Source organism: Kocuria sp. SL71 (assembly GCF_026672465.1).
GTDB classification, from domain to species: Bacteria; Actinomycetota; Actinomycetes; order Actinomycetales; family Micrococcaceae; genus Kocuria; species Kocuria palustris.
This window is the reverse complement of the sequence record NZ_JAPPRE010000001.1, coordinates 813,569-838,316: the sequence shown is the minus strand read 5'-3', so window position 1 is coordinate 838,316 and position 24,748 is coordinate 813,569. Positions and strand designations below refer to the sequence as shown.

The following is a 24,748-nucleotide window of genomic DNA, read 5'->3' as shown; positions in this document are numbered from 1 at the left end:
GGTCAGAGCGTGATCGCCAGGCCGGTGATGTCGTCGTGCACAGTCATCCGGGGCGCGCGCACGCGGCGGGGATCCGCTCGCTCGAGCCCACGCAGGCTCTGGGCGAGGGAGCCAGCCGATCCGCTGTGCAGCGCCTCGAAGAGCCCGCGCCGACCGGTGATCGCGAAGGGATCGACCACGCGCTCCAGACCGTCGGTGAGCAGACACACGCGCCGCTGCTCGGCCCCGGGGATCAGCTCCACGCGGGCATGCTGCGCGGCCTGCGGCGAACCGCCGAGGATCCACAGCCCGTCCTCGGTGCTGCGTGTGCGCCGGTCCAGCACCTGCGCCTCGAGAAGCTCGGCGTAGGCGGCCTCAGCGCTGCGGCCCTGTGCTCGCAGCTCGTGCCAGCGGCGCAGCACTCGGGCGTCGCCGCCGGCGAACTGCGGATCGACGACCTCCAAGATCTGCCCACCGTCCTCGAGCCACAGCGGCGAGTCCCCCAGCACGAAGCACTCGAGGCCCTGGGCGGTGCGCCGGATCAGCGACAGCGTGGCCGCGGGGATCTCGGCCGCGGGCCAGCCAATCTCGATGCTGCGCTGGGCCTCGGCGCGGGCGGCCTCGACGATCTGGTGCAGGGGCTGGCTGCGCGCTCGAGCTCCGGCGTCGGCGAGGATCGCGCGCAGGGCTGCGGAGAGCCTCCAGGCGAAGCGGGCGACCTGCTCGTCGGCGCTGCAGGGGTCCTTGGCGCCCAGCGCTGTGGCCCCGTCGAGCACCCAGGCCGCCTGGAGCCGTCCGCTGGCATCGCAGCCCGTTCCCCAGGCGTCCTGCGTGCGCCGCTTCGCCGAGACGGCCACCACGGCCGGGCCGCAGGTCACGACTACTTCTTCTTCTCCGGCTCGTCAGCCGACAGCGCTGCCACGAAGGCCTCCTGGGGGACCTCCACGCGACCGACCATCTTCATGCGCTTCTTGCCCTCCTTCTGCTTCTCGAGCAGCTTGCGCTTGCGGGTGATGTCGCCGCCGTAGCACTTGGAGAGCACGTCCTTGCGGATGGCCCGGATGTTCTCTCGTGCGATGATCCGCGAGCCGATCGCCGCCTGGACGGGGACCTCGAACTGCTGGCGCGGGATGAGCTCGCGCAGCTTGTTCGCCATGGTGGTGCCGTAGGAGTAGGCCTTGTCCTTGTGCGTGATCGCGGAGAAGGCGTCCACGCGCTCCCCCTGCAGCAGGAGATCCACCTTCACGAGCTCGGAGACCTCGTCGCCGTCGGCCTTCCAGTCCAAGGAGGCGTAGCCGCGGGTCTTGGACTTCAGCTGGTCGAAGAAGCCCACCACGATCTCGGCCAGCGGCAGGCGGTAGCGCAGCTCCACGCGGTCCTCGGAGAGGTAGTCCATGCCGCCCATCTGGCCGCGCTTGGACTGGGCGAGCTCCATGATGGTGCCCACGAACTCCGATGGCGCCAGGATCGTGGCCGCGACCATCGGCTCGCGGATCTCCTTGATCTTGCCCTCGGGGAACTCGGACGGGTTGGTGACCAGCAGCTCGGTGCCGTCCTCGGTCGTGACGTCGTAGGACACCGACGGCGCCGTGGCGATCAGATCCAGGTTGTACTCGCGCTCGAGGCGCTCGCGCGTGATCTCCAGGTGCAGCAGGCCCAGGAAGCCGCAGCGGAAGCCGAAGCCCAGCGCCGTGGAGGTCTCGGGCTCCCAGACCAGGGCGGCGTCGTTGAGCTGCAGCTTCTCCAGGGCGTCGCGCAGCACCGGGTAGTCGGAGCCGTCGATCGGGAACAGCCCGGAGAAGACCATGGGCTTGGGGTCCTCGTAGCCGCCGAGCTCCTGCTCAGCGCCCTTGACGGCGGTGGTGACGGTGTCGCCCACACGGGACTGGCGGACGTCCTTCACGCCGGTGATGAGGTAGCCGGTCTCCCCCGCGGCCAGGCCGTCGGTGGGCTTGGGCTCCGGCGACATCACGCCGATCTCGAGCAGCTCGTGCTGGGCCCCGGTGGACATCATCTCGATGCGCTCGCGCGGTTTGAGGCTGCCGTCGAAGAGCCGCACGTAGGTCACCACACCGCGGTAGGTGTCGAACACGGAGTCGAAGATCATGGCACGGGCGGGAGCCTCGGGATCGCCCGACGGCGCCGGAATCTCCTCCACGATGCGGTCCAGCAGCTCCTCGACGCCCTCCCCCGTCTTGCCGGAGACCCGCAGCACGCGCTCCGGGTCCTCGCCGATCAGGTTGCCGATCTCCTCGGCGTACTTCTCCGGCTGAGCGGCCGGCAGGTCGATCTTGTTGAGCACCGGGATGATGGTGAGGTCGTTCTCCATGGCCAGGTAGAGATTGGCCAGGGTCTGCGCCTCGATCCCCTGCGCGGCGTCCACCAGCAGCAGCGCGCCCTCGCAGGCGGCCAGCGAGCGGGAGACCTCATAGGTGAAGTCCACGTGGCCCGGGGTGTCGATCATGTTCAGGGCGTAGTCGGTGCCGTTCACGCCCCAGGGCATGCGCACCGCCTGCGACTTGATCGTGATGCCGCGCTCGCGCTCGATGTCCATGCGGTCCAGGTACTGAGCCTTCATCTCGCGCGGCGTGACCACGCCGGTCGACTGCAGCATGCGATCGGCCAGCGTGGACTTGCCGTGGTCGATGTGCGCGATGATGCAGAAGTTGCGCAGCACCGACTGGTCGGTGCGCGCGGGCACCGGCGGATGGGCGGCCAGTGGGGACAAGGCGGGGCCTCTCTTGGTCGATCCGGACGCGCGACTGTTCAGTGCTCGGCGCCCGACGGGCAGGGCGGATCAATGGCCCAGTGTCTCATGTCCTCTGCGCCGCGCTCGTCGCGACGACCGCGCCCAGCCGATGCTGTGCCGGGTCGGTCGACCGGACTTCAGCCGCTCCCGGGCATCCGGCCTGGTTCAATGGCGGACATGAACATCAACTTCCAGCAGGTCGCCCGCGGTCTGCTGCGCGGCTATCGGGTCGTGCAGCGCCTCCAGCGCGAGAGCGGCCGAGCGAGTTCGGGACCCTCGACCTCCACGACCCCTCGGGACCAGCCCGGATCGCAGCAGCGCCCCGCAGCGCCGTCGTCGTCGCGCGGCTCCCGTGGCGGCCTGTCCGGCGAGTACCCCGGTGACTACCGGGGCCGTGTGGCGGTGTCCTACGCCCCGGATCCCGACGGCGAGCCGGATCCCGGGGAGATCGTGTGGACCTGGGTGCCCTACGAGGAGGACCACTCCCGCGGCAAGGACCGGCCCGTGCTGATCGTCGGCCATGACGGTCCGTACCTGCTCGTGCTGATGCTGACCTCCAAGGACCGCAACAACGCGAGCTCCTCGGATGCCGACTACCTCGACATCGGCACCGGCGCCTGGGACCGCGACGGCCGCCCGTCCGAGGTCAAGCTCGACCGAGTCATCCGGGTCCGACCCGAGGACGTGCGCCGCGAGGGCGCGGTGCTGCCGCGGGACCGGTTCGACGACGTCGCCCGAGGACTCGAGCGACGCGGCTGAGGCCTCGGGGCTCCCGGGGCCCCGCTCTGGTAGGCTTGTACGCTGTGTGTCCGCGCTGATCGCCGGGCACAGCGGCTGACTGTTGCGAGCGTCCCCACTCTCATGTCTCAGTCAGAGTCGGCCGTGAGCCCTCACCGACCCGATCAACGTGAACCTGTGAAGAGGAGTACCTGTGGCTAACATCAAGTCCCAGAAGAAGCGCATCCTGACGAACGAGAAGTCGCGTCTGCGCAACAACGCGTACAAGTCGGAGCTGAAGACCTACGTGCGCCGCCTCGACTCGGCCGTCGCCTCCGGCGACAAGTCCGCTGCCGAGACCGCACTGCGCGACGTCTCCCGCAAGTACGACAAGGCCGTCTCCAAGGGCGTCCTGCACAAGAACAACGCGGCCAACAAGAAGTCGGGCTTCGCCAAGCGCGTCGCCTCGATGGCCTGATCCGCTTCTCGGATCCGGCTGCCGCGGCCGCGGCGCTTCGTCGAATGGTCCCGCTCCCCTCGAGGGAGCGGGACCATTCGCTGTCCCCGGGCCGTGACGACGGCATGGCAACCGGCTTCGTGCGACCTCCGCCGCGAGGGGTCTCGAATGCAGGCCTTCAGGGGCGGATGGCCGGCGCGAGCGACTCCTCGCCAGCGCGCTGGGTCGAGGGCCCGCGTCTCAGCGGCGTCCGGACAGCGCGATGGTGGTGATCGCCTTCTCCACCGCGTACGGCGCGCTGCGGGACTCGCCCTTGACCTGAGCATCGGCCTCCGCCAGCGCGCGCAAGGCCTTGACCATGTCCGCCTCTGTGAAGCGACGGGCCTCCTGCTGCGCGCGCTCGACCTGCCACGGGGCTCCCCCGACCTGCCCGGCCAGCTGGTTCGCGCTGCCGCTCACACCGTGCACAGCGGCCACGAGCCGCACCTTGGCGGCCAGGGCCGCGACCATGGGCACCGGGTCCGTGCCGGTGTCCAGGGCCTGCCGCCACAGCTTCAGCGCCGCCGCCGGCTGACCGGCCAGGGCGGCGTCGGCGACCTTGAAGGCCGTGGCCTCCACGCGCCCGCCGTAGTAGGTCTCCACGACGTCGAAGGTGATGTGCTCCGGGCCGTCCGAGAGCAGCTGCGAGCACGCCGAGGCGAGCTCGGACGTGGAGTTGCCGACGGCCTGCGTCAGCGCTCGGGCGGCATCCGGGTCGATCGTACGCTGATGGGTGCGGAACTCGTGGCGCACGAACTCGACCTTGTCGCGGTCGTTCTTCAGCGGCGCGGCATCCACCACGACCGCCTTGGCCTTCAGGGCGTCGAGCAGCTTCTTGCCGCGATTGCCGCCCGAGTGCACGAAGACCACCACGACCTCGGGATCCGGCTGTCCCACGTACTCCAGGCCGTCCTTGAGCAGGTCCTCGCTCATCTGCGCGAGATCCTCGATCACGATCAGCTTGGGGTCCTCGAACAGCGACGGGCTGGCCAGCACCTGGAGCTGACCCGGCGTGTAGCCGGACGCGTCCACTCGCGAGAGCTCGATGGCCCCGCGTGATTCTTTCAGCTGGGCCCGCAGCCGGTCCACGGCGCGGGCGATCAGGAAGCCCTCCTTGCCGGTGATCAGGATCAGAGGGGCAGGCTCGACATCGCGCCAGGAGACTCCGGGGGCGGCGGCTGCGGCGGTGCGACGACGAGGCGGAGTCATGTCCCCAAGGATCGCACGAGCGGCAGACAGCAGACGCTCGCCCACAGCTGCGACGGGCATCTGCTGCTCGAGCTTCCGCGCCGCCTGGGTCCCGCCGTCTCGGACCCCCGGGAGGCTTCGGCTCGGGCGGCTCACCCGGTGGCCTGGGCCACCAGCGCACCGTCCTGCACGTGGATGGCCACCGCACCCATCCGGTCGGTGCGCGTCAGGGGGATCGAGCCCTGCGCCAGATGCTCGGTGATCACGGGATGCGGGTGGCCGTAGTCGTTGTCCGCTCCCACGGAGGCCAGCGCCAGGCTCGGTGAAGCGGCGTCGATGATCGCCACCCCGCCGTTGCGCGCGCCGTGGTGGGAGACCTTGAGCAGATCCACGTCCAGCACGGAGGGGTCCGTGCGCAGCAGGGCACCGGCCCCCGACTCCTCCAGGTCCCCCGCGGCGAGCATCGAGAAGCGCTGCGAACCGTCGGAGACCTCGGCGCGCAGGACGATCGAGGCGTTGTTCTCGTCCTCGGACTCGGGGCTGATCCGGGCCGTCGCGGGATCGGGGGCGAGCACGAGCAGCTCCAGCCCCGCGCCCTCGAAGCGCTGCCCGATCGTCGGGCGGGCGGCGCGGTCGTCCAGTCCGGCGAGCTCCTCGGGGCCCGCCCGGAGGCCGAGGACCACCACACCCGATCGATCTCCACGAACTGCCCCAGGCCCTCGGCGCCGGCCACGTGGTCGGCGTGGTCGTGGGTGAGCACCAGCAGGTCCAGGTGCTCGACCCCGGCGTCCTTCAGGCAGCCGCGCAGCGCACCCGGATCGGGCCCGGCATCGATCAGGACCGTGGACTCGCGGTCGTCCTGGCGACCGCGCAGCAGCACGGCATCGCCCTGGCCGACGTCGCAGGCCAGCACCGACCACTGCTCCGCATGCTGATCCGGCCAGCGCAGCACCGCGACGAGGGCCGCGATGCCCGTCGCGATCACGATCAGCCCGGCGCTGCGCCAGGCCCGCTCGCGTCGTCGGGCCCGGATCCAGGCAGCCTCGGAGACGGGGCCGGGTGCCGGTCCGGAGCGGACCTCGCCCACGCGGGAGCGCTCCATCCAGCGGGCATCCAAGCGGTGCAGGGCCACTACCATCCCCGCACTGAGGATCAGCATGAGCACCGGTCCAGCAGGAGGGCCCAGCCAGGGAGCTGTGGAGCCGGGAAGCCCAGCGAAGAATCGGGCCGAGCGCGCGATCACCCCCACCGCCCACGATCCCGGCTCCAGCAGCGCCGAGCCCAGCGCCTCCCCCACGGGCCCTCCGAGCCCCAGCAGGATCAGAGCTGCGAGTCCGAGCACGGTGATCAGCGGGACGACTGGGGCGGCGATCACGTTGGCGGGCACGGCATAGGTGGCCACGGTGGGCGTCAGCAGCGCCAGCACGGGCCCGCACCACAGCTGGGCTACGAGCGGAACGGCGAGCACGATCGCGAGGACCGTGGGCATGAGGTGCTCCAGGACCCGTGTCAGCGGTCGGGCGGTCACCACAATCCCTGCGGTGGCACACACGGAGAGGGCGAAGCCGAACTCGGGGCCCAGGCCCGGATCGATCACGAGCAGGACGCACATGGCCGTGGACAGCGCGGCCAGCGAGACGGGTCCGCGCCCGGAGAGGACCGCGAGCGCGGCCACGGCTCCCATCACCGCCGCGCGCAGCACGGAGGGGTCCGGTCCCACGAGCACGACGAACAGCCCGAGCGCGCCGAGACCGATCATCACGCACACCCGCCGACGGGCGCCCAGCCCCAGGGCGAGCTGGCCGGCCAGGGCCATGACCAGGGCGCAGTTGGAGCCGGAGACGGCGGTCAGATGGGTCAGGCCCGTGACCTTCATGGCCTTCTCGAGTCCGGTGTCCAGTCCGCTGCGGTCGCCGTAGGTCATCCCCGGCAGCAGCCCGGCGGCATCGGGTCCGCGGGCCTGTGCGGCCAGAGCGAAGCGCTCGGTGGCCGTCTCGAGCAGGGACGGGCGGTCCTGGGCTTCCGTCATCGGCTGCGGCGGCCCGGTGCTGCGCAGCTGCAGGTCGGTCTGCTCGATCTCGGGGGCGCTCACCACGGCCTCCGCGCGGTCCCCGCTGCGCAGGCTCGCCCACCGGCCGTCCTGGGCGAAGACGGTGGCCCGGGCTCCGCTGCTCAGCCGCACCGGCACGACGACCCCGCTGGAGGCTTCGCCGACCTCCTCCGGTCCCGGCCCGAAGCTCGAGGCGGTGGCGCTTTGCCATGTCACGGGTCGGTCGGTCACCTCGACGACCACGCGCTGCGCATCTGCGCCCATCCCGCGCATGTCCTCGGCGGCCGCCAGCTGCTGGGTGCCCGCGCGCAGCAGGACGCACGCGACGACCACCGCGCACAATGCGGCCGTCGGCAGCAGGGCGGCCAGTGTCCGGCCGCGAGGCGAGCCCGGTGCTGCTCCCCCGGGCAGTCTGCGCCCGCTCCGACGAGCGAACACGGCCTCGAGGAGGACCATGGCGAGTCCCGCTGCGACGAGCAGCAGGAGATCCACCTCGAGCACCGCTGCCAGCGCAGCGCCCACCGACTCCGGCTGCGACGTCCCCAGCAGCGCGGCTCCCCACGCGCTCAGCGCCACGGGCACAAGGCGCAGGTCCCAGGTGGGGCGCAGCGCCCTCTGGGCCGCCTCGAGGCGCTCCTCCCGGCGAGCGCTGTGTGCCAGCGCCCACCGCTCGGGCATCTCCTGCGAGCGCAGCCACAGCCGCGCGAGCACGCCTGGAGCCTCGGGACCCGCTCCGGAGGCGCCACTCGGTCTGCCCGGCTTCCGTCGGCCACGTCCCCGTTCAGATCCCGGCTCCTGCCGACCCCGTGGAGGCAGGGCGCGGGCGGGACGGCGGGAGGAGGTCACCGGCGCATTGCACCAGTGCCTCCTGCGTGGCAGTCCTCAGCTGAGGCGGGCAGAGGCCCCCCCGTCCGGCCGGCCTTCGGACGAGTCCCCTGTGGAGGCGCGAGGGCCCGACCGCTCCTCGTTGCGACAGCGACAGCGACAGCGACGCAGGTCACAGCACCGAGCCACGTGCGTCAAGACCCCCGCGCAGCTCCAGACGTCAATGCACCGAGTGTTTCCCGAGGCGTCGGCACCGGGACGGGAAGTGGTCGACTGCTGTCGACCCTCAGGTGGAGCGGAGGACATCTTCCCAGGTCAGCCTGGACCTGTCCGCCCCGCCGAGGGCCGATCAGGGTCCGCTCCCCGGCCCTGTCGAGCACGGATCTGCATCCTCCGCACCACCCGTCAGGAGCATCATGTCCCAGCACCTCTCCCACCCCAGCACTGACCGTTTCCGTGATCTTCGCCCACGACGCGCGCTCAGCGCCGCCGTCCTCACCGCGGGGCTGAGCCTCACCCTGCTCGCGCCAGCGCCAGCCCTGGCCCAGGAGCCGTCGCGATCCTCCACCTCCGCAGACGACTGGAACGGCAAGGCCTTCCGCGGCCAGGTGGACGTCACCGCCGGTCCCGATGCCGACCAGGACGTCCTGGACGGCGCCGTCTTCGACGACCGCAACCGCAACTCGCAGCAAGACCCCGGTGAGCGCGGGATCGCCGGGGTGGAGGTCTCCAACGGCCGCGAGATCGTCACCACCGATCGCCAGGGCCGCTACGAGATCTCCGTGCGCGACGGCGAGACGGTGTTCCTCACCCAGCCGGCCGGCTACCAGGTCCCCGTGGACGAGGACAACGTGGCCCAGTTCTTCTACACCCACATGCCCGCCGGCTCCCCCGAGCTGCGCTACGGCGGCATCGACCCGACCGGCCCGCTGCCCGATGCCGTCGACTTCCCGCTGGCGCGCACCACGGACACGCTCAGCCGCGATCAGCGCTGCCTGATCGGCGGCGACATCCAGACCTACACGCAGGAGGAGGTCGACTACGCCCTGCGCGGGGCCTTCGCCGACCTTGCTCAGCGCACCGACTTCACCGGCTGCGGTGCGCTGTTCATCGGCGACATCGTCGGCGATGACCTGGATCTGTACGACCAGACCCGCGAACTGACGTCGCTGCTCAACGGACCCGCCCGCTTCCTGCCGGGCAATCACGACCTGGACCTCGACGCGGACTATGACCACCGCTTCGACACCTACCGGTCCCAGTTCGGTCCGGACTACTACTCCTACGACGCCGGCGACGTGCACGTGATCTCGCTGAACACCGTGCAGTACTCGCAGGGCGCGCCCTACAACGGCACGTACGACGGCGGCATCGACGATGAGCAGCTCGCATGGCTGCGCCAGGACATCGCGAACACCCCCGAGGACAAGCTGATCGTGCTGGCCGCGCACATCCCGCTGCTGAACTGGCACGACCAGGGCTCGGACCGCCACCAGGTGGATCAGGTCCAGGCGATCCACGACATCATCGGCGACCGGCCGGCCGTCGCCTTCGGCGGTCACAGCCACACGCTGGAGGTCATGCGCGAGGGCGATTCCATGGAGGGCTGGAAGAGCCTCTACGGCGTGGACGAGCTGCCGTTCGACCACATCACCGCAGGAGCGATCTCCGGCGACTGGTACACCGGGCGCGTGACGGAGGACGGCTACCCGACCGCACTGCAGCGCGACGGCGCCGTCCCCGGCGTCTTCACGCTGGAGGCCCACGGCAACCGGTACGAGGACTCGTTCATCGGCACCGGGCGGGCGGCCTCGGAGCAGATGTCCCTGGGCTTGAACACCCCGGCCTACCGCGACTGGTACGACGCGAACCGTCGCAATGTCGGGAAGGCACCCGCCTTCGAGACCCCGCTCGAGGTCTCGGCGGACGAGCTGGGCGAGTCCTGGCTGACCACCAACGTGTGGGCCGGGGGCACGGGCACCGAGGTCTCCGTCTCGATCGACGGCCGCCCGGCTCAGCAGGCGCAGCGCACCCAGCAGCTGGAGGGCGAGGGGAAGCGAGTGGGCGCCGAGTTCTCGGATCCCGCAGCGGCCCAGGAGCAGCTGGTCCACGGCGGCTCCGTCGCGGAGGCCTCCGGCCACCTGTGGCGTCTGGATCTGCCGGAGGACCTCGCTCCGGGCGAGCACACGGCGACCGTGACGCAGACGGATCGCTACGGCGTCTCCACGACCGAGCGGATCACGTTCACGGTCACCTCCTGAGGCGGCCTCCGGCTTCGGCTGCCCTCGGGCGCTGCGGACCAGGTCACCGTCCGTTCGCCTGAGCGTCGCCGAACCGTCGTCCGGGGGTCGGCTCCGGGAGACCAGCCGTCGACGTTCCGGACACCTGCAGGGCGCATTCTGCTCCTGACCAGCAGTGCCGCCCCGCAGTGCCCGGCCCCGGCCGGGGCGTCGAGATCAGCACCCGAGGAGCATCATGACCCAGCTTCGCCTCCTGCGAATCCTGCCCCAGTCCAAGCACCAGCGGCCGCTTCAGCTCGTGACGGTCGCTGCGCTGGGGGCCGGCCTGTCCTTCACGCTGCTCACCCCCGGCGTCTCGGAGGATTCCGAGGCTCCGGCCCCCGGACCGATCACCGCCGAGGACTGGCAGACCCACGTGCAGTTCGCCCAGATGGACACCGCCCCCTGATCGAGCCTGAGCCCTCAGCGCAGGAAGAAGGCCCCGACGGATGCCGTCGGGGCCTTCTCACACGGTGACCAGCGGCGCGATGGCCTCCATCATGGCCGGACCGATGCCGGAGACGTCATCGAGCTCCTCGACCGAGCGGAATCCGCCGATCTGCTCTCGGTGCTCGACGATCCGCTGAGCCAGAACGGGTCCGACCTTCGGCAGCTCCTCGAGCTGTGCAGCCGTGGCGGTGTTGAGATCGATCGCTGCGCCCGTGGCCGCAGGCCCAGCCCCCTCCTCGGGGCTCCCGCCTGCGGCTGCCCCTGATCCTGCGGCGGCAGATCCGGCCTGAGCGCTGCCGGTGGCAGTCTGCCCGCCGGATCCCGAGGACGGCGTCGGCGGGTCCTGCTCCCACTGCTCCGCCAGTGCTTGGTCCGGGATGCCGATCTGGAGGCCGTCGGCCGCGGGGGCCGCCATGTTCACCGCATCGGTCACGGCCGACTCGCACAGCCCGCCGGCGGCCTCCACCGCATCGGCCACGCGGGACCCGGCCGGCAGCTCGACCACCCCGGGCTCGCCTACCTCCCCCACCACATGGACCGTGACCGGGCTGCCGGAGGCCGGTGCGTCGGCTGTCCCTGCGCTGGCTCCGTCTCCGGCCGCACCGAGCGCTTCCGCCCCCTCCACGGATCCGCTCTCCGCTGCCGCCTGCGAGGCACCCGCCTGCTCGTCCACGACGGGTCCTGCGGAGGACGGAGCCGAGACCACGGCGTCCTGCTCGCGCCCGCGAAGCAGGACCGAGACCACCACCAGGATCAGCACCAGACCCGCGATCCCCAGTGTGGCCCAGGGCAGACGCGCGCGGATGGGCGAGACCCAGGGCTGCTCGTCGGGATCCAGCGGCAGTGCCCTCGGCCCGAGGGGCTCCGCAGACGAGCTCGACCCCGACGCGGGCGGCGCGGCGAGCAGCCGTCGGCGCCCGGCGGCCGCCCCTCCGCTCTCGGCAGGTGCCGACTCCGCAGACTCGGTCTCGGGTGCCGAGGCAGAGTCCTCCACCCAGTCCTCGGGGCGGTCGTCGTGGGGCAGGTCGTGGCCGGTGGCGCGCAGGTCGTCATCCAGCAGTCCGCGCAGGCGCTCGACGGGCCGCTCTCGCTCCAGACGGCGCCGTCCGCGATGGGTCACAGGGGTCATGCCCCCAGTCCACTGCGGTGGCAGGATCCCGGCGGGCCGCGCAGGTGCGCAGCAGAGGCTTCACCCCGCGCTTGGGAGAATCCCGACGCTGTGGAGACGCGAGGCAGGCGCGGGGGCAGCAGAGTCGCCCGGCTCAGCCGTGGATGATCACGCTGAGCGCCCCGGCACCGGCGTGGGCGGCGAGCACCGCGGGCATGGGCACGCAGCGGGCGCGGGCGTCGGGACAGTGCTCGGCCACCAGCTGCTCGGCGAACTCCTCGGCGCGCTCCTGGCCGTGGTCGTCGAGCAGGTGGTGCACGGTGACCTCGGGGACGTCCCGGGTGGAATCCCGCAGCGCACGACCCGCTCGGCGCAGCAGCCTCGTGCGGGCGCGCTGCTCGGCCATGGGCAGCTCGGCGATCGCAAGCTGGCCGTTGACCAGACGCAGCACCGGGCGCACCTGCGGCATGGAGCCCAGCGCAGCCACGGACGGCGGGATCCTCCCGCCGCGGCGCAGCGCGTCGAGCCCGGGCACCCACAGCAGCAGCTGGCTGGCCGCGCTGCCGGCCCGCGCCGCCTCGGCCGTCTCTGCCAGATCGGCCCCTGCGCCGGCGGCCTCCCACGCCGCCATGACGCCGCGGCCCTCCGCCATGGCGATCGTGCGCGAATCGACGATCTCCACCGGGATCCCGACGGCAGCCGAGGCGATCCGGGCCGAGGTGGCGGAGCCGGAGAGCTGGGCCGAGCAGTGCACCGAGACGATGCCCTCGTAGCCCTGCGCCTCCAGCTGACGGTACTGGCGCAGCAGCTGACCCGGCGACGGCCGAGAGGTCACCGCGCTGCGCCCGGCCGCCAGAGCCTCCTCGACCACCGCGAGCCAGTCGTCGCGGTCCTGGTCGAGATCGGTGTCATCAACCGACACGGGCATGGCCGCGACGGCCAGCCCGGGACGGCCGGAGCGTGCCACGGCGCGCTCGTCCTCGTCGGTCAGCACCGACGACGCGTCCGCCGCGCCCTCCGTGCGTTCGGGGTCCTGGCCGGCGACGTCTGCGCCGGCAGTCCCGCCCGCCGGCGGGAAGACCCACTCCTGCGGCAGGGCTGCGGCGTCGTCGGTGACGACCGCTATCCTGCGCTGGCCGGACATCTCAGACCACGATGTTCACGAGCTTGGGGGCCCGCACGATGACCTTGCGGATCTCGGCGTCGCCGATCGCCCGCTGCACGGCCTCGGAGCCCAGCGCGAGCTCGCGCAGGTCGTCCTCGGCGATGTCCACGGGCACCTCCAGGCGGTCCTTCACCTTGCCCTTGACCTGCACGACGGCGGTGATCGTGTCGTCCACCAGCAGCGACTCGTCGACGACCGGCCAGCCGGCATCGATCACCGCCGAGTCGTGGCCCATGGCATGCCACATGTCCTCGGCCGTGTAGGGAGTCACCAGGGACAGCAGCACGGCCACCGCTTCGGCGCCCTCGCGCACAGCGGGATCGGCGGCACCGGCCCCGGAGTCGATCGCCTTGCGCAGCGCGTTGACCAGCTCCATCGCCTTGGCGATCACCACATTGAACTTGCGGTTCTCCAGCGCGGACTCGGCCTCGGCGACCGCGCGGTGGGTCGCCTGGCGCACGGCGACGTCGCCGGCGGCCGGATCGGCGTCGACGGCGCTGCCCGAGGCGGCGACGTCCTGACCCACGCGCCAGGCGCGGCCCAGGAACTTCTGGGCGCCGCCCGGAGAGACATCCGCCCAGTCGACGTCGTCCTCCGGCGGGGAGGCGAAGACCATGGTCAGGCGCACGGCGTCCACGCCGAAGGCGTCGAGCTGCTGGCCCAGGTCCACGCCGTTGCCCAGGGACTTGGACATGGCCTTGCCCTGATTGAGCACCTGGCCCTGGTTGAGCAGGCGGGCGAAGGGCTCGTCGTGGTCGATCATGCCAAGGTCGTACAGGACCTTGGTGTAGAAGCGGGCGTAGAGCAGGTGCAGGATCGCGTGCTCCACGCCGCCCACGTACTGATCCACCTGGCCCCAGCGGCGCACGGCCTCCGGATCGAACGGGGCCGTCTCGTCCTGCGGGGACACATAGCGGTAGTAGTACCAGGACGAGTCCACGAAGGTGTCCATGGTGTCGGTGTCGCGCAGGGCGGGCCCGCCGCACGACGGGCAGGCCACGTTCACCCAGTCCTCGACCGAGGCCAGCGGCGACTGGCCCTTGGGCGCCAGCTGCTCGCCCTTGAGATCCTCCGGAAGCAGCACGGGCAGCTGGTCCTCGGGCACCGGGACCTCGCCGCACTGCGGGCAGTGGATGATCGGGATGGGGGCGCCCCAGAAGCGCTGGCGGGACAGCAGCCAGTCGCGCAGGCGGTAGTTGATGTGCCGAGCACCGGCATCCGCGGCCTCGAGCAGCTCGATGGCCTTGTCGATCGCGGCGTCCTTGCTCAGCCCGTCGAGCTCTCCCGAGTTCATCAGGACGCCGTCGCCGCCGGTGGCCGCACCGGTCTCGGCGGGGTCCTCCGCCCCGGTGTCCACCACCGCGCGCACGGGCAGGCCGAAGGCGCGGGCGAAGTCGAGGTCGCGCTGATCGTGGGCGGGCACGCCCATGACCGCTCCGGTGCCGTAGTCGGCCAGGACGTAGTCCGTGGCGTAGACGGGCAGGCGCTCGCCGTTGAGCAGGTTCACGGCCCAGCGGCCCAGGAACACGCCGGTCTTGGTGCGGTCCGTGGCCTGGCGCTCGATGTCCGAGACGGCCTTGAGGGACTCGCGGTACTCGTCGAGCTCCTGGGCGTGCTCCTGCGCCACGAGATCCTGCGCCAGCTGCGAATCGGCTGCCACCACGAAGAACGTGGCGCCGAAGATCGTGTCCGGACGCGTGGAGAACACGGTCAGCTCGCGCTCGGCCGCCGCGTCGTCGGCGTCCCGGTCCACGATCCCGAAGGAGACGTGGGCGCCCTGCGAGCGTCCGATCCAGTTGCGCTGCATGGACAGCACGCGCTCGGGCCAGGCGCCCTCGAGCTGGTCCATGTCATCGAGCAGCCGATCGGCGTAGTCAGTGATCTTGAAGTACCACTGGTTCAGCGACTTCTTGGTCACGGGCGTGTGGCAGCGCTCGCAGGCGCCGTCGACGACCTGCTCGTTGGCCAGCACCGTCTGGTCCTTGGGGCACCAGTTCACCGGGGAGTTCTTGCGATAGGCCAGCCCGCGCTGCCAGAACTGCAGGAACAGCCACTGCGTCCAGCGGTAGTACTCGGGATCGGAGGTGTGCAGCTCCCGGGACCAGTCCACAGCGATGGCGTAGCGCTGGAACGAGGCCTTCTGGGTCTCGATGTTGCGGTAGGTCCACTCGGCCGGGTGCGCGTTGTTCTTGATCGCCGCGTTCTCCGCCGGCAGCCCGAAGGAGTCCCAGCCGATGGGGTGCAGGACGTCGAAGCCCTTCTGGCGCCAGTAGCGGGCGACCACATCCCCCATGGCGAACGCCTCGGCGTGGCCCATGTGCAGGTCGCCCGACGGGTACGGGAACATATCCAGCACGTAGCGCCGCGGCTTGGAGCCGTCGTCGAGGGGACGGAAGACCTCGTTGCGCTCCCACCAGCCCTGCCAGCGTGCCTCGAGCTCGTGGGCGTCCCAGACCTGCCCGGTCTCTTCCTGGCCATCCTGCTGCGTGCTCACGTGCCTGCCTTCATCCGCCGGGGCTGCCCCGGCTGTCTCTCGTCCGACTGCTGTGCGGTCCTGCCGGGGCACTGAGCCCGGCCGCCGTGCGCCATCCGCGCCGGGAGCCCGAAGGGGCTGCGACCATGACGCGATGACGCCGCCATCCTATCCGCGCCGGGGGTCCGCGGCGTCCGAGGCCCTCCGTAGACTCGGACCCGAGCAGTCATGGACAGATCCGCCCGGAGAGGAACGCGTGCAGCAGAATCCGCAGGCCGAGCAGCGCAGCATGAGAATCGACGGGTACAAGACCCGCTACTGGTTCTACGACATCGACACGCAGCGCAAGCCGCTGCACGTGATGGTCCACGGCTTCCGCGGCGACCACCACGGCCTGCAGCTGATCGCCGACCGCCTGCGCGATCGCTACCACGTGGTCGTGCCGGATCTGCCGGGCTTCGGACGCTCGGAGCCGTTCCCCCAGGACCCGCACGACATCCCCCACTACGTCGGCTTCCTGCGCCGGTTCATCACCGAGCTCACCGATGGCGCGGTGCATCCGCAGGGCGAGCGAGGGGTGCTGCTGCTCGGGCACTCCTTCGGCTCGGTGATCGCCTCGCACCTGGCCGCCGAGCACCCGGCCATGGTCGAGCAGCTGCTGCTGCTGAACCCCATCTGCGAGCCGGCGCTCAGCGCCCAGGACGCAGCCGCCACCAAGATCGCGGACGCCTACTACACCCTGGCCATGCGCCTGCCGAAGGCCATGGGTGAGCGCCTCCTGCGCAGCCACGCGGTCAGCGACCTCATGAGCCGGGAGATGACGGTCTCCCAGGACCCGCAGCTGCGCAGCTACGTGGAGAACCAGCACCGCGCGTACTTCGGCTCCTTCGCCGATCGCCGCGTGGTGGCCGAGGCCTACCGCGCCTCGATCTCCGGCACCGTCGCCGAGGTCGCGCCGCTGCTGTCCATGCCCGTGCTGCTCGTGGTGGGCGCCCAGGATCCGCTGGGCTCCGTCGAGGCGCAGGAGAGGATGGCCACCTGGATCCGCCGGCGCCGCCTGGTGATCCTCGACGACGTCGGCCATCTCATCCACTACGAGAAGCCCCTCGAGACCGCCGAGCTGATCCACGAGTTCGTGCAGGGCCCGGATCCCGAGCCCATCGATGTCCACGACGAGCTGCCGCCCATCGATCAGGCTCGGCCGAACACCTCGCAGTTCACGCAGCTGCTGCCGATCGTGCGCAGGGGGCGGCGATGACCGGCCCCCTGCACCTGGTGCTGGATGCCCGATACGTGCGGGTGGGACCGCACGACGGCATCTCGCGCTACAGCGCAGGACTGGCCCACGGGCTGGCGCAGCTGGCCGCGCAGGATCCCTCGCTGCGGGTCGAGCTGATGATCTCGGATCCGGCTCAGCTGCAGCACCTCCCGCGCCTCGAGTGGTTCATGGGGCCGGATCCGGTCTCGGCCGGGGAGCTGCTCACGAGCCGGCTGCTCAACCGCCGGGGTCCGGATGTGGTCTTCTCCCCCATGCAGACCATGGGGGCGCTGCGGCGGCGCTTCGGGCTGATCCTCACGTTGCATGACCTGATCTACTACGACCACCCCGCGCCCCCGCCGGAGCTGCCGCTGCCCGTTCGTCTGGGCTGGCGCGCCTTCCACCGTGCCTCATGGCCGCAGCGCCTGGCCCTGAACCGCGCCGACGCCGTGGCCACCGTCTCCCAGACCTCCGCGGGGCTGATCCAGGGCAGGCGCCTGAGCGACCGGCCCGTGCGCGTGATCCCGAATGCCGCGGCTCAGGACTCGATCGTCAGCGAACAGACCGCGCTGCAGCGACTGGACGAGCGCGACGACTCGATGGTCTACCTCGGATCCTTCATGCCGTACAAGGACGTGGAGACCCTGGCACGCATGGCGGCACGGCTTCCGCACCGGCGGCTGCACCTGCTCTCGCGGGTCGCCCCCGCCCAGCAGGAGCGCCTGGTGCAGGCCGCCGGACCCGAGGCCCGGCTCGTCTTCCACAACGGGGTCTCCGAGCAGGAGCACGCGCGTCTGCTGGCAAGAGCGGGAGTGCTCCTGCACGCCTCGCGGGCCGAGGGCTACGGCCTGCCCCTGATGGAGGCGTTCTGCGCGGGCACTCCCGTGGTGTGCACGGACATCCCGATCTTCCACGAGGTCTGCGGCCGGGCCGCCGCCTACTGCCCTGCCGGCGACGACGCTGCCTTCGCCCGCGCCGTCACCGAGCTCGAGGACCCGCAGGTGGCCCAGGCCCGCGTGCTGGCGGGGCTCGAGCGGGCGGCGTCCTGGACCTGGCGGGACTCGGCCGAGTCCCTGGTGGAGCTGGCCCGGGAGATCGAGCGCAGCCGGCGCTCCTGAAGCCGACGCAGCCGCCGTCCCGGTCTCGTCCCTGTCGCCTCGTCTCAGAGCAGGTCGGCCACGTCGCAGCGGACGTTGACCGGGGCGTGCTTGCGCTGAGCGGAGGCCTCGGCACGAGCTGCGCGCAGCCGTCGAGTGACCTCGGCGGCCTGCGAGTACGTGAAGAACAGCAGGAGGCGGTGGGCCTCGTCGTCGTCGGGAAGTCCGCCGAGGACGTCTGCGGAGGCGGCCTCTGACTGCGGGGCCTCGGCCTCCTCGTCCCAGCGCTGATGGACGGGAGCAGGGCCCACGGTGCGGACGTCGTCGGGCAGATCGACCAGCTCCAGGAAGGCCTCGAGCGCCGGCAGCGGTCCGGTCAGGGCGGCGCAGCGCACGGCCGGCGGCAGCTGCAGGGTCCGGCGCTCGGCCAGCTCGCGGGCGGCATGGCCGCGCAGGTCCCAGCGCACGAGCGAGGCCACGACACGCTCGTGCTCCGAGGTCACCACCACGGTTCCGCCGGCGCTGCCGCGGCGCACGAGCGAGGCGGCGTGCACCCACTTGCGCAGCACCTCTTCCTCCACCCGCAGCCCGGGCCGGGAGAGCATGCGATCGCCATCGAGCAGCAGCGCCGCGGCGTAGCCGCCCTCCGCCTGCGGCTCAGCCCCCGGTGTGGCCACCACGAGCGCCGGTGCCGCGGGGATCTCCCGGCGGACCTGATCGCCCGAGGACCAGCTCACCGGCACTTGCGGGAACGCCCTGCCAAGCTCCTCGGCGGTGCGCTCCGAGCCCACGGAGGAGAAGCGCCACTGGGTGGCCCCGCAGTGGCCGCAGGACCAGTTCGCCGCCTGGCGGGCGCACCAGCCGCACTGCGGCAGCCTGCCGCGGGCCGGCACCGACAGGGGTCCGTCGCAGACGGTGCAGCGCGCGACATTGCGGCAGCGCTGACAGGTCAGCGACGGGGCATATCCCGTCCTGGCCACCTGGACCAGGACCGGACCGTCGGCCAGGGCGCGACGCGCCACGCGGAACGCGGTCTCCGGCAGCCGGGCACGGCCTGCCAGGGGGTCGTGCGCCTCGTGCCAGGAGTCCGAGGTCGACTCGATCCGCGGCATGTTCGCCCGCAGGACCGGGCGCTGGGCGGCGATCGAGCTCGCCCAGCCGGTCTCCACGAGCCGCTCGGCCTCCGGAGTCACGGCCTGGCCCGTGACGAGCAGGCCGAGATCGTCGTGCTGTGCGCGCAGCAGCGCCACATCGCGCGCGTGGTGGTACGGCGCTCGGGGCTCCACGAGGCTGTGGTCGCCGTCGTCGACGACCACGATCAGGCCGAGGTCCTCCACCGGCGCCCAGACCGCCGGGCGCGTGCCGATCACGACCCGCGCGTGGCCCTCCAAGGCCTGGACGAAGGCCCGATAGCGCGGGGTCGGCTTGTCCTCGCTGTGCAGCCTCGCCACGAGCTGCGGCTCCACGACCGCCTCCACAGCGCGCTGGGCGCGCTCGAGGGTCTTGTGATCCGGGACCACCACGACGCTTCCGCGCCCCGACTCCAGCGCCGCGGCGACCGCCTGGGCGATGAGGTCGTAGAGGTCGTGCTCGGGGTGCGACGGCAGGGCCTGCACCACGGCCCGCACCCGCTGCCCGCCGCGCAGGGCCTCGATCGCCTCACGGCCGCCCACGTACTCCGACCAGGCGCTCGGGGCCGCAGGCTCGGCTGCGATCAGGGTCGGGCCCTGTGCGCCGCGGTCTCCGGGTCAGCTTCGGCCTGCGCGTCCGGGAGGGCCTCAGCGGCTTCTTCGGCACCGGAATGACCGGCTCGCTGCGCAGCACCCGGATTCACGGCGGCGACTGCTGCTGAGGCCCCGGTCGAATCGCGGGCGGCCAGAGCGGCCTTCTCGACGGAGGCCACGCGACGGGGCACCACGCAGCGCAAGACATCGGCGACCGTACCGGCGCAGCGCTGTGCCGTGAGCTCGGCGACGGCCAGCACCTGCGGCACGAGCACCGGAAGGGCGGACTGCAGCGACAGAATGGGCTGCAACCGGTCGAAGGCGACCTCCGATGACGCGCTCCGCTCGATGATCCAGCCGCGCATCTGCTGCCCGCCGAAGCGCACGCGGATGCGCGTCCCCGCCTGGGCGCCCTCGGAGAGGTCCTGGGGCACGCCGTAGTCGAACAGCCGGTCCAGGTGCGGCAGGTGCGATTCGAGCCGCACACGGGCCACCGGATCGGTCTCGGCCAGGTACGCCGGCTCGAGCGGGCCCGAGCGGTGCCGGGCGCCGCGGCCTCCGGACGCACCGCGCCCACCGGCGCGTGCGCTCCGGACGGGCTCGGCCATCAGCGCCAGCTGCTCTGGCCCCTGCTCCCCCGCCGGGGCCGGCCGCTCGGGGGCACGCCCGGGCGTGGGCGGCACCTCCTCGGGTGCACGCTCGGTCGCGAGCGGAACCCGATCTGGTGCCTGCTCGGGCGAGGATGCCGCCTGGTCGGATGCCCGCTCGGGCGTGCGGTCGGCCGGCACGGATCAGGCTCCGACCGCCGATCGCAGGGCGTCCACGCGGTCGGTCTTCTCCCAGGTGAAGTCGGGGTCCTGGCGGCCGAAGTGACCGCCGGCCGAGGTCTTGGCGTAGATGGGCCGCTGCAGCTGCAGGTCCTCGATGATCGCCAGCGGTCGCAGGTCGAAGACCTCCTCCACGGCGGACTCGATGCGCGCCGGGTCGACGGTCTCCGTGCCGAACGTATCCACGTAGACCCCCACGGGGCGGGCCTTGCCGATCGCGTAGGCCACCTGGACCTCGGCGCGCGCTGCCAGGCCCGCCGCCACGACGTTCTTGGCGACCCACCGCATGGCGTAGGCCGCCGAGCGGTCCACCTTGGACGGATCCTTGCCCGAGAAGGCGCCGCCGCCGTGGCGGGCCATTCCTCCGTAGGTGTCCACGATGATCTTGCGCCCCGTCAGACCGGCATCTCCGACCGGTCCTCCGGTGATGAAGTCCCCGGCCGGGTTCACGATGACCTTCAGCTCCGAGAGATCCAGCCCGGTCTCCTCCAGGACGGGGTCGATCACCGAGGCGCGGATGTCGTGGCGCAGCTGCTCCAGGGCGTAGTCCTCGGCGTGCTGGGCGGAGACCACGACGGTCTCCACGGCCACCGGGGTGATGCCGTCGTAGCGCAGCGTGACCTGGGTCTTGCCGTCCGGGCGCAGGTGGGGCAGCACCGCAGACTTGCGCACGCGGGTGAGCTGCTCGGAGAGGCGGTGCGCATAGTAGATCGGCGCCGGCATGAGGACATCGGTCTCATTGGAGGCGTAGCCGAACATGATTCCCTGATCGCCCGCGCCCTGGGCGTCGCGCGGATCCCGAGCAAGGCCCTCGCGGGACTCGAGGGAGTGGAAGACGCCGTCGTAGATCTCCGGGGACTGCTCCCCCACCGAGATGGAGACGCCGCAGTACTTGCCGTCGAAGCCCTGGACCGAGGAGTTGTAGCCGATGTCCAGGATGGAGCGGCGCACGATCGAGGGGATGTCGACGTAGGCCTCCGACTTGACCTCGCCTGCGACGTGGACGAGCCCGGTGGTGGCCATGGTCTCCACAGCCACCGAGGAGTTCGGGTCGTCGGTGATCAGGGCGTCGAGGATCGAGTCCGAGATGCGGTCGCAGATCTTGTCCGGGTGGCCCTCGGTCACGGATTCCGAGGTGAACAGGCTCATGCGGCCTGGCGTCTGGGCCCTGCGGGCGCTGCTGGTGGCAGAAGGCGTCGAAGTCACGCCTGCCAGGGTACCGCCAGCCCACGACGTCCCAGCGCGTCCGCAGCATCCCCGGACACGGCGCGTCTCAGTCGGCTCGGCCCACTCGCTGCGCGATGCGCCGGGCCAGTGCCGCTGCGACCTCGGCCTTGGTGCCGTCGACGGTCTCGTCCGGCGCCGCACGGCCCTGCACCGGAGCCTCCAGGATCGTCACGCGGGTCGTGTCCTGGCCGAAGACGAGGTCGGTGCCCACCTGGTTGACGCACAGCAGGTCGCATCCCTTGCGGACGAGCTTGGCCCGGCCGAACTCGAGCGGATCCGTCTGCGCATCGCCGGTCTCGGCGGCGAAGCCCACGATCAGCTGCTCCCGCCCGGAGTCGTCCCGCGCCTGGACGAGTCCGCGCAGGATGTCGGGATTGCGGGTCAGCACGATCGTGGGGGCGTCGTTGTCGTCGTCGGTCTTCTTGATCTTGGACTCGGCGATCTCCGCCGGGCGGAAATCGGCCACCGCCGCGGCCATGACCACGACGTCCGCCTCCCGCGACAGCCGCTGCATGGCCTCCTGCAGCTCGAGGGCGGTGCTGACGCGGTGCACGCTCAGTCCCTCGGCGTCCTCGGGCAGGGCGACCTCCGTGTGACCGGCCACGAGGTCCACCTGCGCACCAGCGGCCTGCAGGGCGCGGGCCACAGCCAGGCCCTGCTTGCCGGAGGAGCGGTTGCCCAGGAAGCGCACCGGGTCCAGCGGCTCCTGCGTGCCGCCCGTGGAGACGACGGCCCGCAGCCCGGACAGCGACGGCCTGGTCGGGGTCCGCGCGGGTTCGGCCACGAGCGCCAGGGCGGCGTCGCGGATCGCCTCCGGATCCGGGAGCCGTCCGGGGCCGGTGTCCTGTCCGGTCAAGCGCCCGGAGGCCGGGTCGAGCACGTGGCGGCCCTGGCGGCGCAGCGCGGCGACGTTCTCGCGCACCGCGGGGTTCTCCCACATCTGGGTGTGCATGGCCGGGGCCAGCAGCACGGGAGCCTCGGTGGCCAGCAGCGTGGTGGTGAGCAGGTCGTCGGCCAGCCCGTGCGCGGCGCGCGCCAGCAGATCCGCGGTCGCCGGCGCCACGATCACCAGGTCCGCCGCCTGGCCCTGCCGGACGTGGTTGACGGTGTCCACCCGGTCGAAGACACCGGTGCTCACCGGCTCGCCGGACAGCGCCTCCCAGGTCGGCGCGCCCACGAACTCGAGGGCCGCGCGCGTAGGCATGGGCACCACATGGTGTCCCGCCTCGGTGAGCAGCCGCAGCAGCAGCGCTGACTTGTACGCGGCGATCCCGCCGCCGATGCCCAGGACGATGCGCATGGACCGGCCCCTTCTGTTGCTCGCGTGGCGGCCGCAGTGCCGGGGCACCGCGGCGAGGGTAAGGCGACGGCCGGTCGGTAGCTGGTCCCGACCGGCCGTCGCTGTGCGCAGGCAGACTGCGCTGGGGCTGGCGCCCCGGTGGCTCAGTTCTCGGAGGGCTCGTCCGAGGGGATCTCCGCCTGCTCCTCGGCGGCCGCGGCCTCCGGAGCGGCCTCCTCGGAGCCCTGGTCCTCCGCGTTCTCGGAGAACACCATGGACGAGTCGATCTCCCCGCCCTGCTGCTCGCCGAAGTAGTCCGCGTAGAAGTCGTCGACGCCGAGCTCGCGCTCGGGAACGGCCTGGCCGTTCTCGGAGAACCCGACGTCCGAGACCTCGGTGGCCTCGATCAGGTTCTCGTCGATCTCGCGCATGGCGATCGAGAGGCTCTTCTCGTTCGGCTGGACCTCTACCAGCGGGCCGACGTACTCGAACAGGCCCTCGTGCAGCTGCGAGTAGTAGGCGTTGATCTGCCGGGCGCGACGTGCCGAGAAGATCACGAGTCCGTACTTGGAGTCGGCCTTGGTGAGCAGGCGGTCGACGGGCGGATCGGTGATGCCCTGGTGCTGAGTGGACAAGGAGTCTCTCCTGACGCTCTTTCGGTGCGGAGCAGCGGGGCTGCTCCCGTGATGTTCGCGGTGCGGGCGCGGGCGCCGCACGAAGTCTGCGATGCCGCGGGGGCGACGGGTTCGCGGCCTCAGGCGCAGGTGCGCGGGTCGAGCCCCATGAGCTCGACGAGCCTCTGCGCGGCGGTCTCCACCTGGTCGTTGACGACGGTGTGGTCGAACTCCGGCTCCGCAGCAAGCTCCATCTTAGCGGTTTCGAGGCGGACCTGCTGTTCCTCGGGACTCTCGGTGCCTCGACCGGTCAGCCGGGCGACCAGCTCCTCCCAGGTGGGAGGGGCCAGGAAGACCAGCTGCGCCTCCGGCATGGACTGCCGGACCTGGCGCGCCCCGGCCAGATCGATCTCCAGCAGGACGCGGCGCCCGGCGGCGACGGCGTCGAGCACCTTCTGCCTCGGCGTGCCGTAGCGGCTGCGGTTGTGCACCACTGCCCACTCGAGCATCTGGCCCTCGTCGACCATGCGCTGGAACTCGTCGTCGTCGACGAAGAAGTAGTGCACGCCCTCCTGCTCGCCCGGGCGCGGGGCGCGGGTGGTGGCCGAGACCGAGAGCCAGACATCCGGGCAGTGGTCGCGGATGTACGTGGAGACCGTGCCCTTCCCGACGGCCGTGGGCCCGGCCAGCACGGTGACGTGCTCGGGGGCGATGCTCGCTCCGGTGTGCTCCTGCGGCAAGGATGCTCCTCCAGCTGCTGTTCAGTCTGCGTCCTGCGGATGGGAGCCTCAGGATACCGCCGATGACGAAGGCGCCCCGCCTGCTACCGCGGATCGACGGAAGGAGGCGGGGCGCCTCGTCAGGAAGCGGCCGCAGGACCGGGCGGCCGCCGGCTCAGCGATCGAGCTGATCGATCAGCGCCTTGCGCTGGTGCACGCCCAGGCCCCGCACGCGGCGGGTCTTGGCGATGCCGATCTCCTCCATGATGGCCGCGGAGCGGACCTTGCCGATGCCCGGAGCGGACTCCAGCAGGTCGGAGACCTTCATGCGGCTCAGCGCCTCGTCCTCCTCGGCGCGCTGAAGGATCTCCGCCACCGTGATGGAGCGATCCTTCAGCTTGGCCTTCACCTCGGCGCGCACCGCGCGAGCGGCGGTCGCCTTCTCTCGGGCCGCAGCCCGTTCCTCATCTGTCAGCAGGCGCAATGCCATGACCGGTTCCTCCCTATGAACACCAGTTCTCGCT

At 71.7% G+C, this 24,748-nt stretch carries 20 protein-coding genes; 6 read left to right on the top strand and 14 right to left on the bottom strand.

Features of this window, described 5'->3' with window-relative positions; all coding sequences use genetic code 11:
- Window positions 1-2: 2 nt before the first annotated feature.
- Window positions 3-857: a protein phosphatase 2C domain-containing protein gene (locus OVA15_RS03880; RefSeq protein ID WP_268143205.1), complete on the bottom strand. Its 855-nt coding sequence runs from the start codon at window positions 855-857 to the stop codon at window positions 3-5.
- A gap of 2 nt (window positions 858-859) precedes the next feature.
- Window positions 860-2,707 carry a translation elongation factor 4 gene (lepA, locus tag OVA15_RS03875; protein ID WP_024290505.1) on the bottom strand — a complete coding sequence of 616 codons (1,848 nt, stop codon included), beginning with the start codon at window positions 2,705-2,707 and terminating at the stop codon, window positions 860-862.
- A gap of 189 nt (window positions 2,708-2,896) precedes the next feature.
- Here lepA and OVA15_RS03870 point away from each other — a divergent pair, with 189 nt between their 5' ends.
- Together OVA15_RS03870 and rpsT are read left to right on the top strand one after the other, a co-directional pair.
- Window positions 2,897-3,487, top strand: coding sequence for a type II toxin-antitoxin system PemK/MazF family toxin (locus OVA15_RS03870; RefSeq protein ID WP_268143203.1), 591 nt, complete (start codon window positions 2,897-2,899; stop codon window positions 3,485-3,487).
- 172 nt (window positions 3,488-3,659) lie between these two features.
- On the top strand, window positions 3,660-3,923 hold the full coding sequence (gene rpsT / locus OVA15_RS03865; RefSeq protein ID WP_058870931.1) for a 30S ribosomal protein S20: 264 nt from the start codon (window positions 3,660-3,662) through the stop codon (window positions 3,921-3,923).
- 219 nt (window positions 3,924-4,142) lie between these two features.
- On the opposite strand, the gene holA is transcribed toward rpsT, so the two are convergent.
- Window positions 4,143-5,150: a DNA polymerase III subunit delta gene (gene holA / locus OVA15_RS03860; protein ID WP_268143200.1), complete on the bottom strand. Its 1,008-nt coding sequence runs from the start codon at window positions 5,148-5,150 to the stop codon at window positions 4,143-4,145.
- A gap of 241 nt (window positions 5,151-5,391) precedes the next feature.
- Window positions 5,392-7,890 (bottom strand): ComEC/Rec2 family competence protein, encoded by a 2,499-nt coding sequence (locus OVA15_RS03855; RefSeq protein ID WP_268143198.1) that lies wholly within the window; start codon window positions 7,888-7,890, stop codon window positions 5,392-5,394.
- Window positions 7,891-8,420: 530 nt separating this feature from the next.
- Between OVA15_RS03855 and OVA15_RS03850 the strand changes: the two genes are divergently transcribed.
- On the top strand, window positions 8,421-10,265 hold the full coding sequence (locus tag OVA15_RS03850; RefSeq protein WP_268143196.1) for a calcineurin-like phosphoesterase family protein: 1,845 nt from the start codon (window positions 8,421-8,423) through the stop codon (window positions 10,263-10,265).
- 214 nt (window positions 10,266-10,479) lie between these two features.
- On the top strand, window positions 10,480-10,692 hold the full coding sequence (locus tag OVA15_RS03845) for a hypothetical protein (RefSeq protein WP_268143194.1): 213 nt from the start codon (window positions 10,480-10,482) through the stop codon (window positions 10,690-10,692).
- 57 nt (window positions 10,693-10,749) lie between these two features.
- Here OVA15_RS03845 and OVA15_RS03840 read toward each other — a convergent pair whose 3' ends face one another.
- From OVA15_RS03840 to leuS, 3 genes are all read right to left on the bottom strand, one after another.
- Window positions 10,750-11,862 carry a ComEA family DNA-binding protein gene (locus OVA15_RS03840; protein ID WP_268143192.1) on the bottom strand — a complete coding sequence of 371 codons (1,113 nt, stop codon included), beginning with the start codon at window positions 11,860-11,862 and terminating at the stop codon, window positions 10,750-10,752.
- A gap of 133 nt (window positions 11,863-11,995) precedes the next feature.
- Window positions 11,996-12,985 (bottom strand): DegV family protein, encoded by a 990-nt coding sequence (locus OVA15_RS03835; protein WP_268143191.1) that lies wholly within the window; start codon window positions 12,983-12,985, stop codon window positions 11,996-11,998.
- A 1-nt stretch (window position 12,986) separates the two neighbouring features.
- The gene (gene leuS, locus OVA15_RS03830) at window positions 12,987-15,500 is read right to left on the bottom strand and encodes a leucine--tRNA ligase (RefSeq protein WP_268143189.1); all 2,514 of its coding nucleotides are present in this window, start codon (window positions 15,498-15,500) and stop codon (window positions 12,987-12,989) included.
- A gap of 235 nt (window positions 15,501-15,735) precedes the next feature.
- Here leuS and OVA15_RS03825 point away from each other — a divergent pair, with 235 nt between their 5' ends.
- Together OVA15_RS03825 and OVA15_RS03820 are read left to right on the top strand one after the other, a co-directional pair.
- Window positions 15,736-16,737, top strand: coding sequence for an alpha/beta fold hydrolase (locus OVA15_RS03825; protein WP_268143188.1), 1,002 nt, complete (start codon window positions 15,736-15,738; stop codon window positions 16,735-16,737).
- Window positions 16,734-17,855, top strand: coding sequence for a glycosyltransferase family 4 protein (locus OVA15_RS03820; RefSeq protein WP_268143186.1), 1,122 nt, complete (start codon window positions 16,734-16,736; stop codon window positions 17,853-17,855). The genes OVA15_RS03825 and OVA15_RS03820 overlap by 4 nt, the downstream gene beginning before the upstream one ends.
- Before the next feature lie 44 nt (window positions 17,856-17,899).
- Here OVA15_RS03820 and OVA15_RS03815 read toward each other — a convergent pair whose 3' ends face one another.
- From OVA15_RS03815 to mihF, 7 genes are all read right to left on the bottom strand, one after another.
- Entirely contained in the window at window positions 17,900-19,507 is a 1,608-nt protein-coding gene (locus OVA15_RS03815) for a primosomal protein N' (RefSeq protein ID WP_268143184.1), read from the bottom strand.
- Between the two features lie 41 nt (window positions 19,508-19,548).
- The gene (locus OVA15_RS03810) at window positions 19,549-20,241 is read right to left on the bottom strand and encodes a hypothetical protein (RefSeq protein ID WP_268143182.1); all 693 of its coding nucleotides are present in this window, start codon (window positions 20,239-20,241) and stop codon (window positions 19,549-19,551) included.
- A gap of 108 nt (window positions 20,242-20,349) precedes the next feature.
- Window positions 20,350-21,534 (bottom strand): methionine adenosyltransferase, encoded by a 1,185-nt coding sequence (metK, locus tag OVA15_RS03805; RefSeq protein ID WP_024290517.1) that lies wholly within the window; start codon window positions 21,532-21,534, stop codon window positions 20,350-20,352.
- A gap of 124 nt (window positions 21,535-21,658) precedes the next feature.
- Complete coding sequence (gene coaBC, locus OVA15_RS03800; protein WP_268143180.1) at window positions 21,659-22,912, bottom strand: bifunctional phosphopantothenoylcysteine decarboxylase/phosphopantothenate--cysteine ligase CoaBC; 1,254 nt, start codon at window positions 22,910-22,912, stop codon at window positions 21,659-21,661.
- A 143-nt stretch (window positions 22,913-23,055) separates the two neighbouring features.
- On the bottom strand, window positions 23,056-23,526 hold the full coding sequence (rpoZ, locus tag OVA15_RS03795) for a DNA-directed RNA polymerase subunit omega (RefSeq protein WP_053447330.1): 471 nt from the start codon (window positions 23,524-23,526) through the stop codon (window positions 23,056-23,058).
- Window positions 23,527-23,645: 119 nt separating this feature from the next.
- On the bottom strand, window positions 23,646-24,245 hold the full coding sequence (gene gmk / locus OVA15_RS03790) for a guanylate kinase (protein ID WP_006213269.1): 600 nt from the start codon (window positions 24,243-24,245) through the stop codon (window positions 23,646-23,648).
- A 154-nt stretch (window positions 24,246-24,399) separates the two neighbouring features.
- The gene (gene mihF / locus OVA15_RS03785) at window positions 24,400-24,714 is read right to left on the bottom strand and encodes an integration host factor, actinobacterial type (protein ID WP_006213270.1); all 315 of its coding nucleotides are present in this window, start codon (window positions 24,712-24,714) and stop codon (window positions 24,400-24,402) included.
- Window positions 24,715-24,748 lie beyond the last annotated feature (34 nt).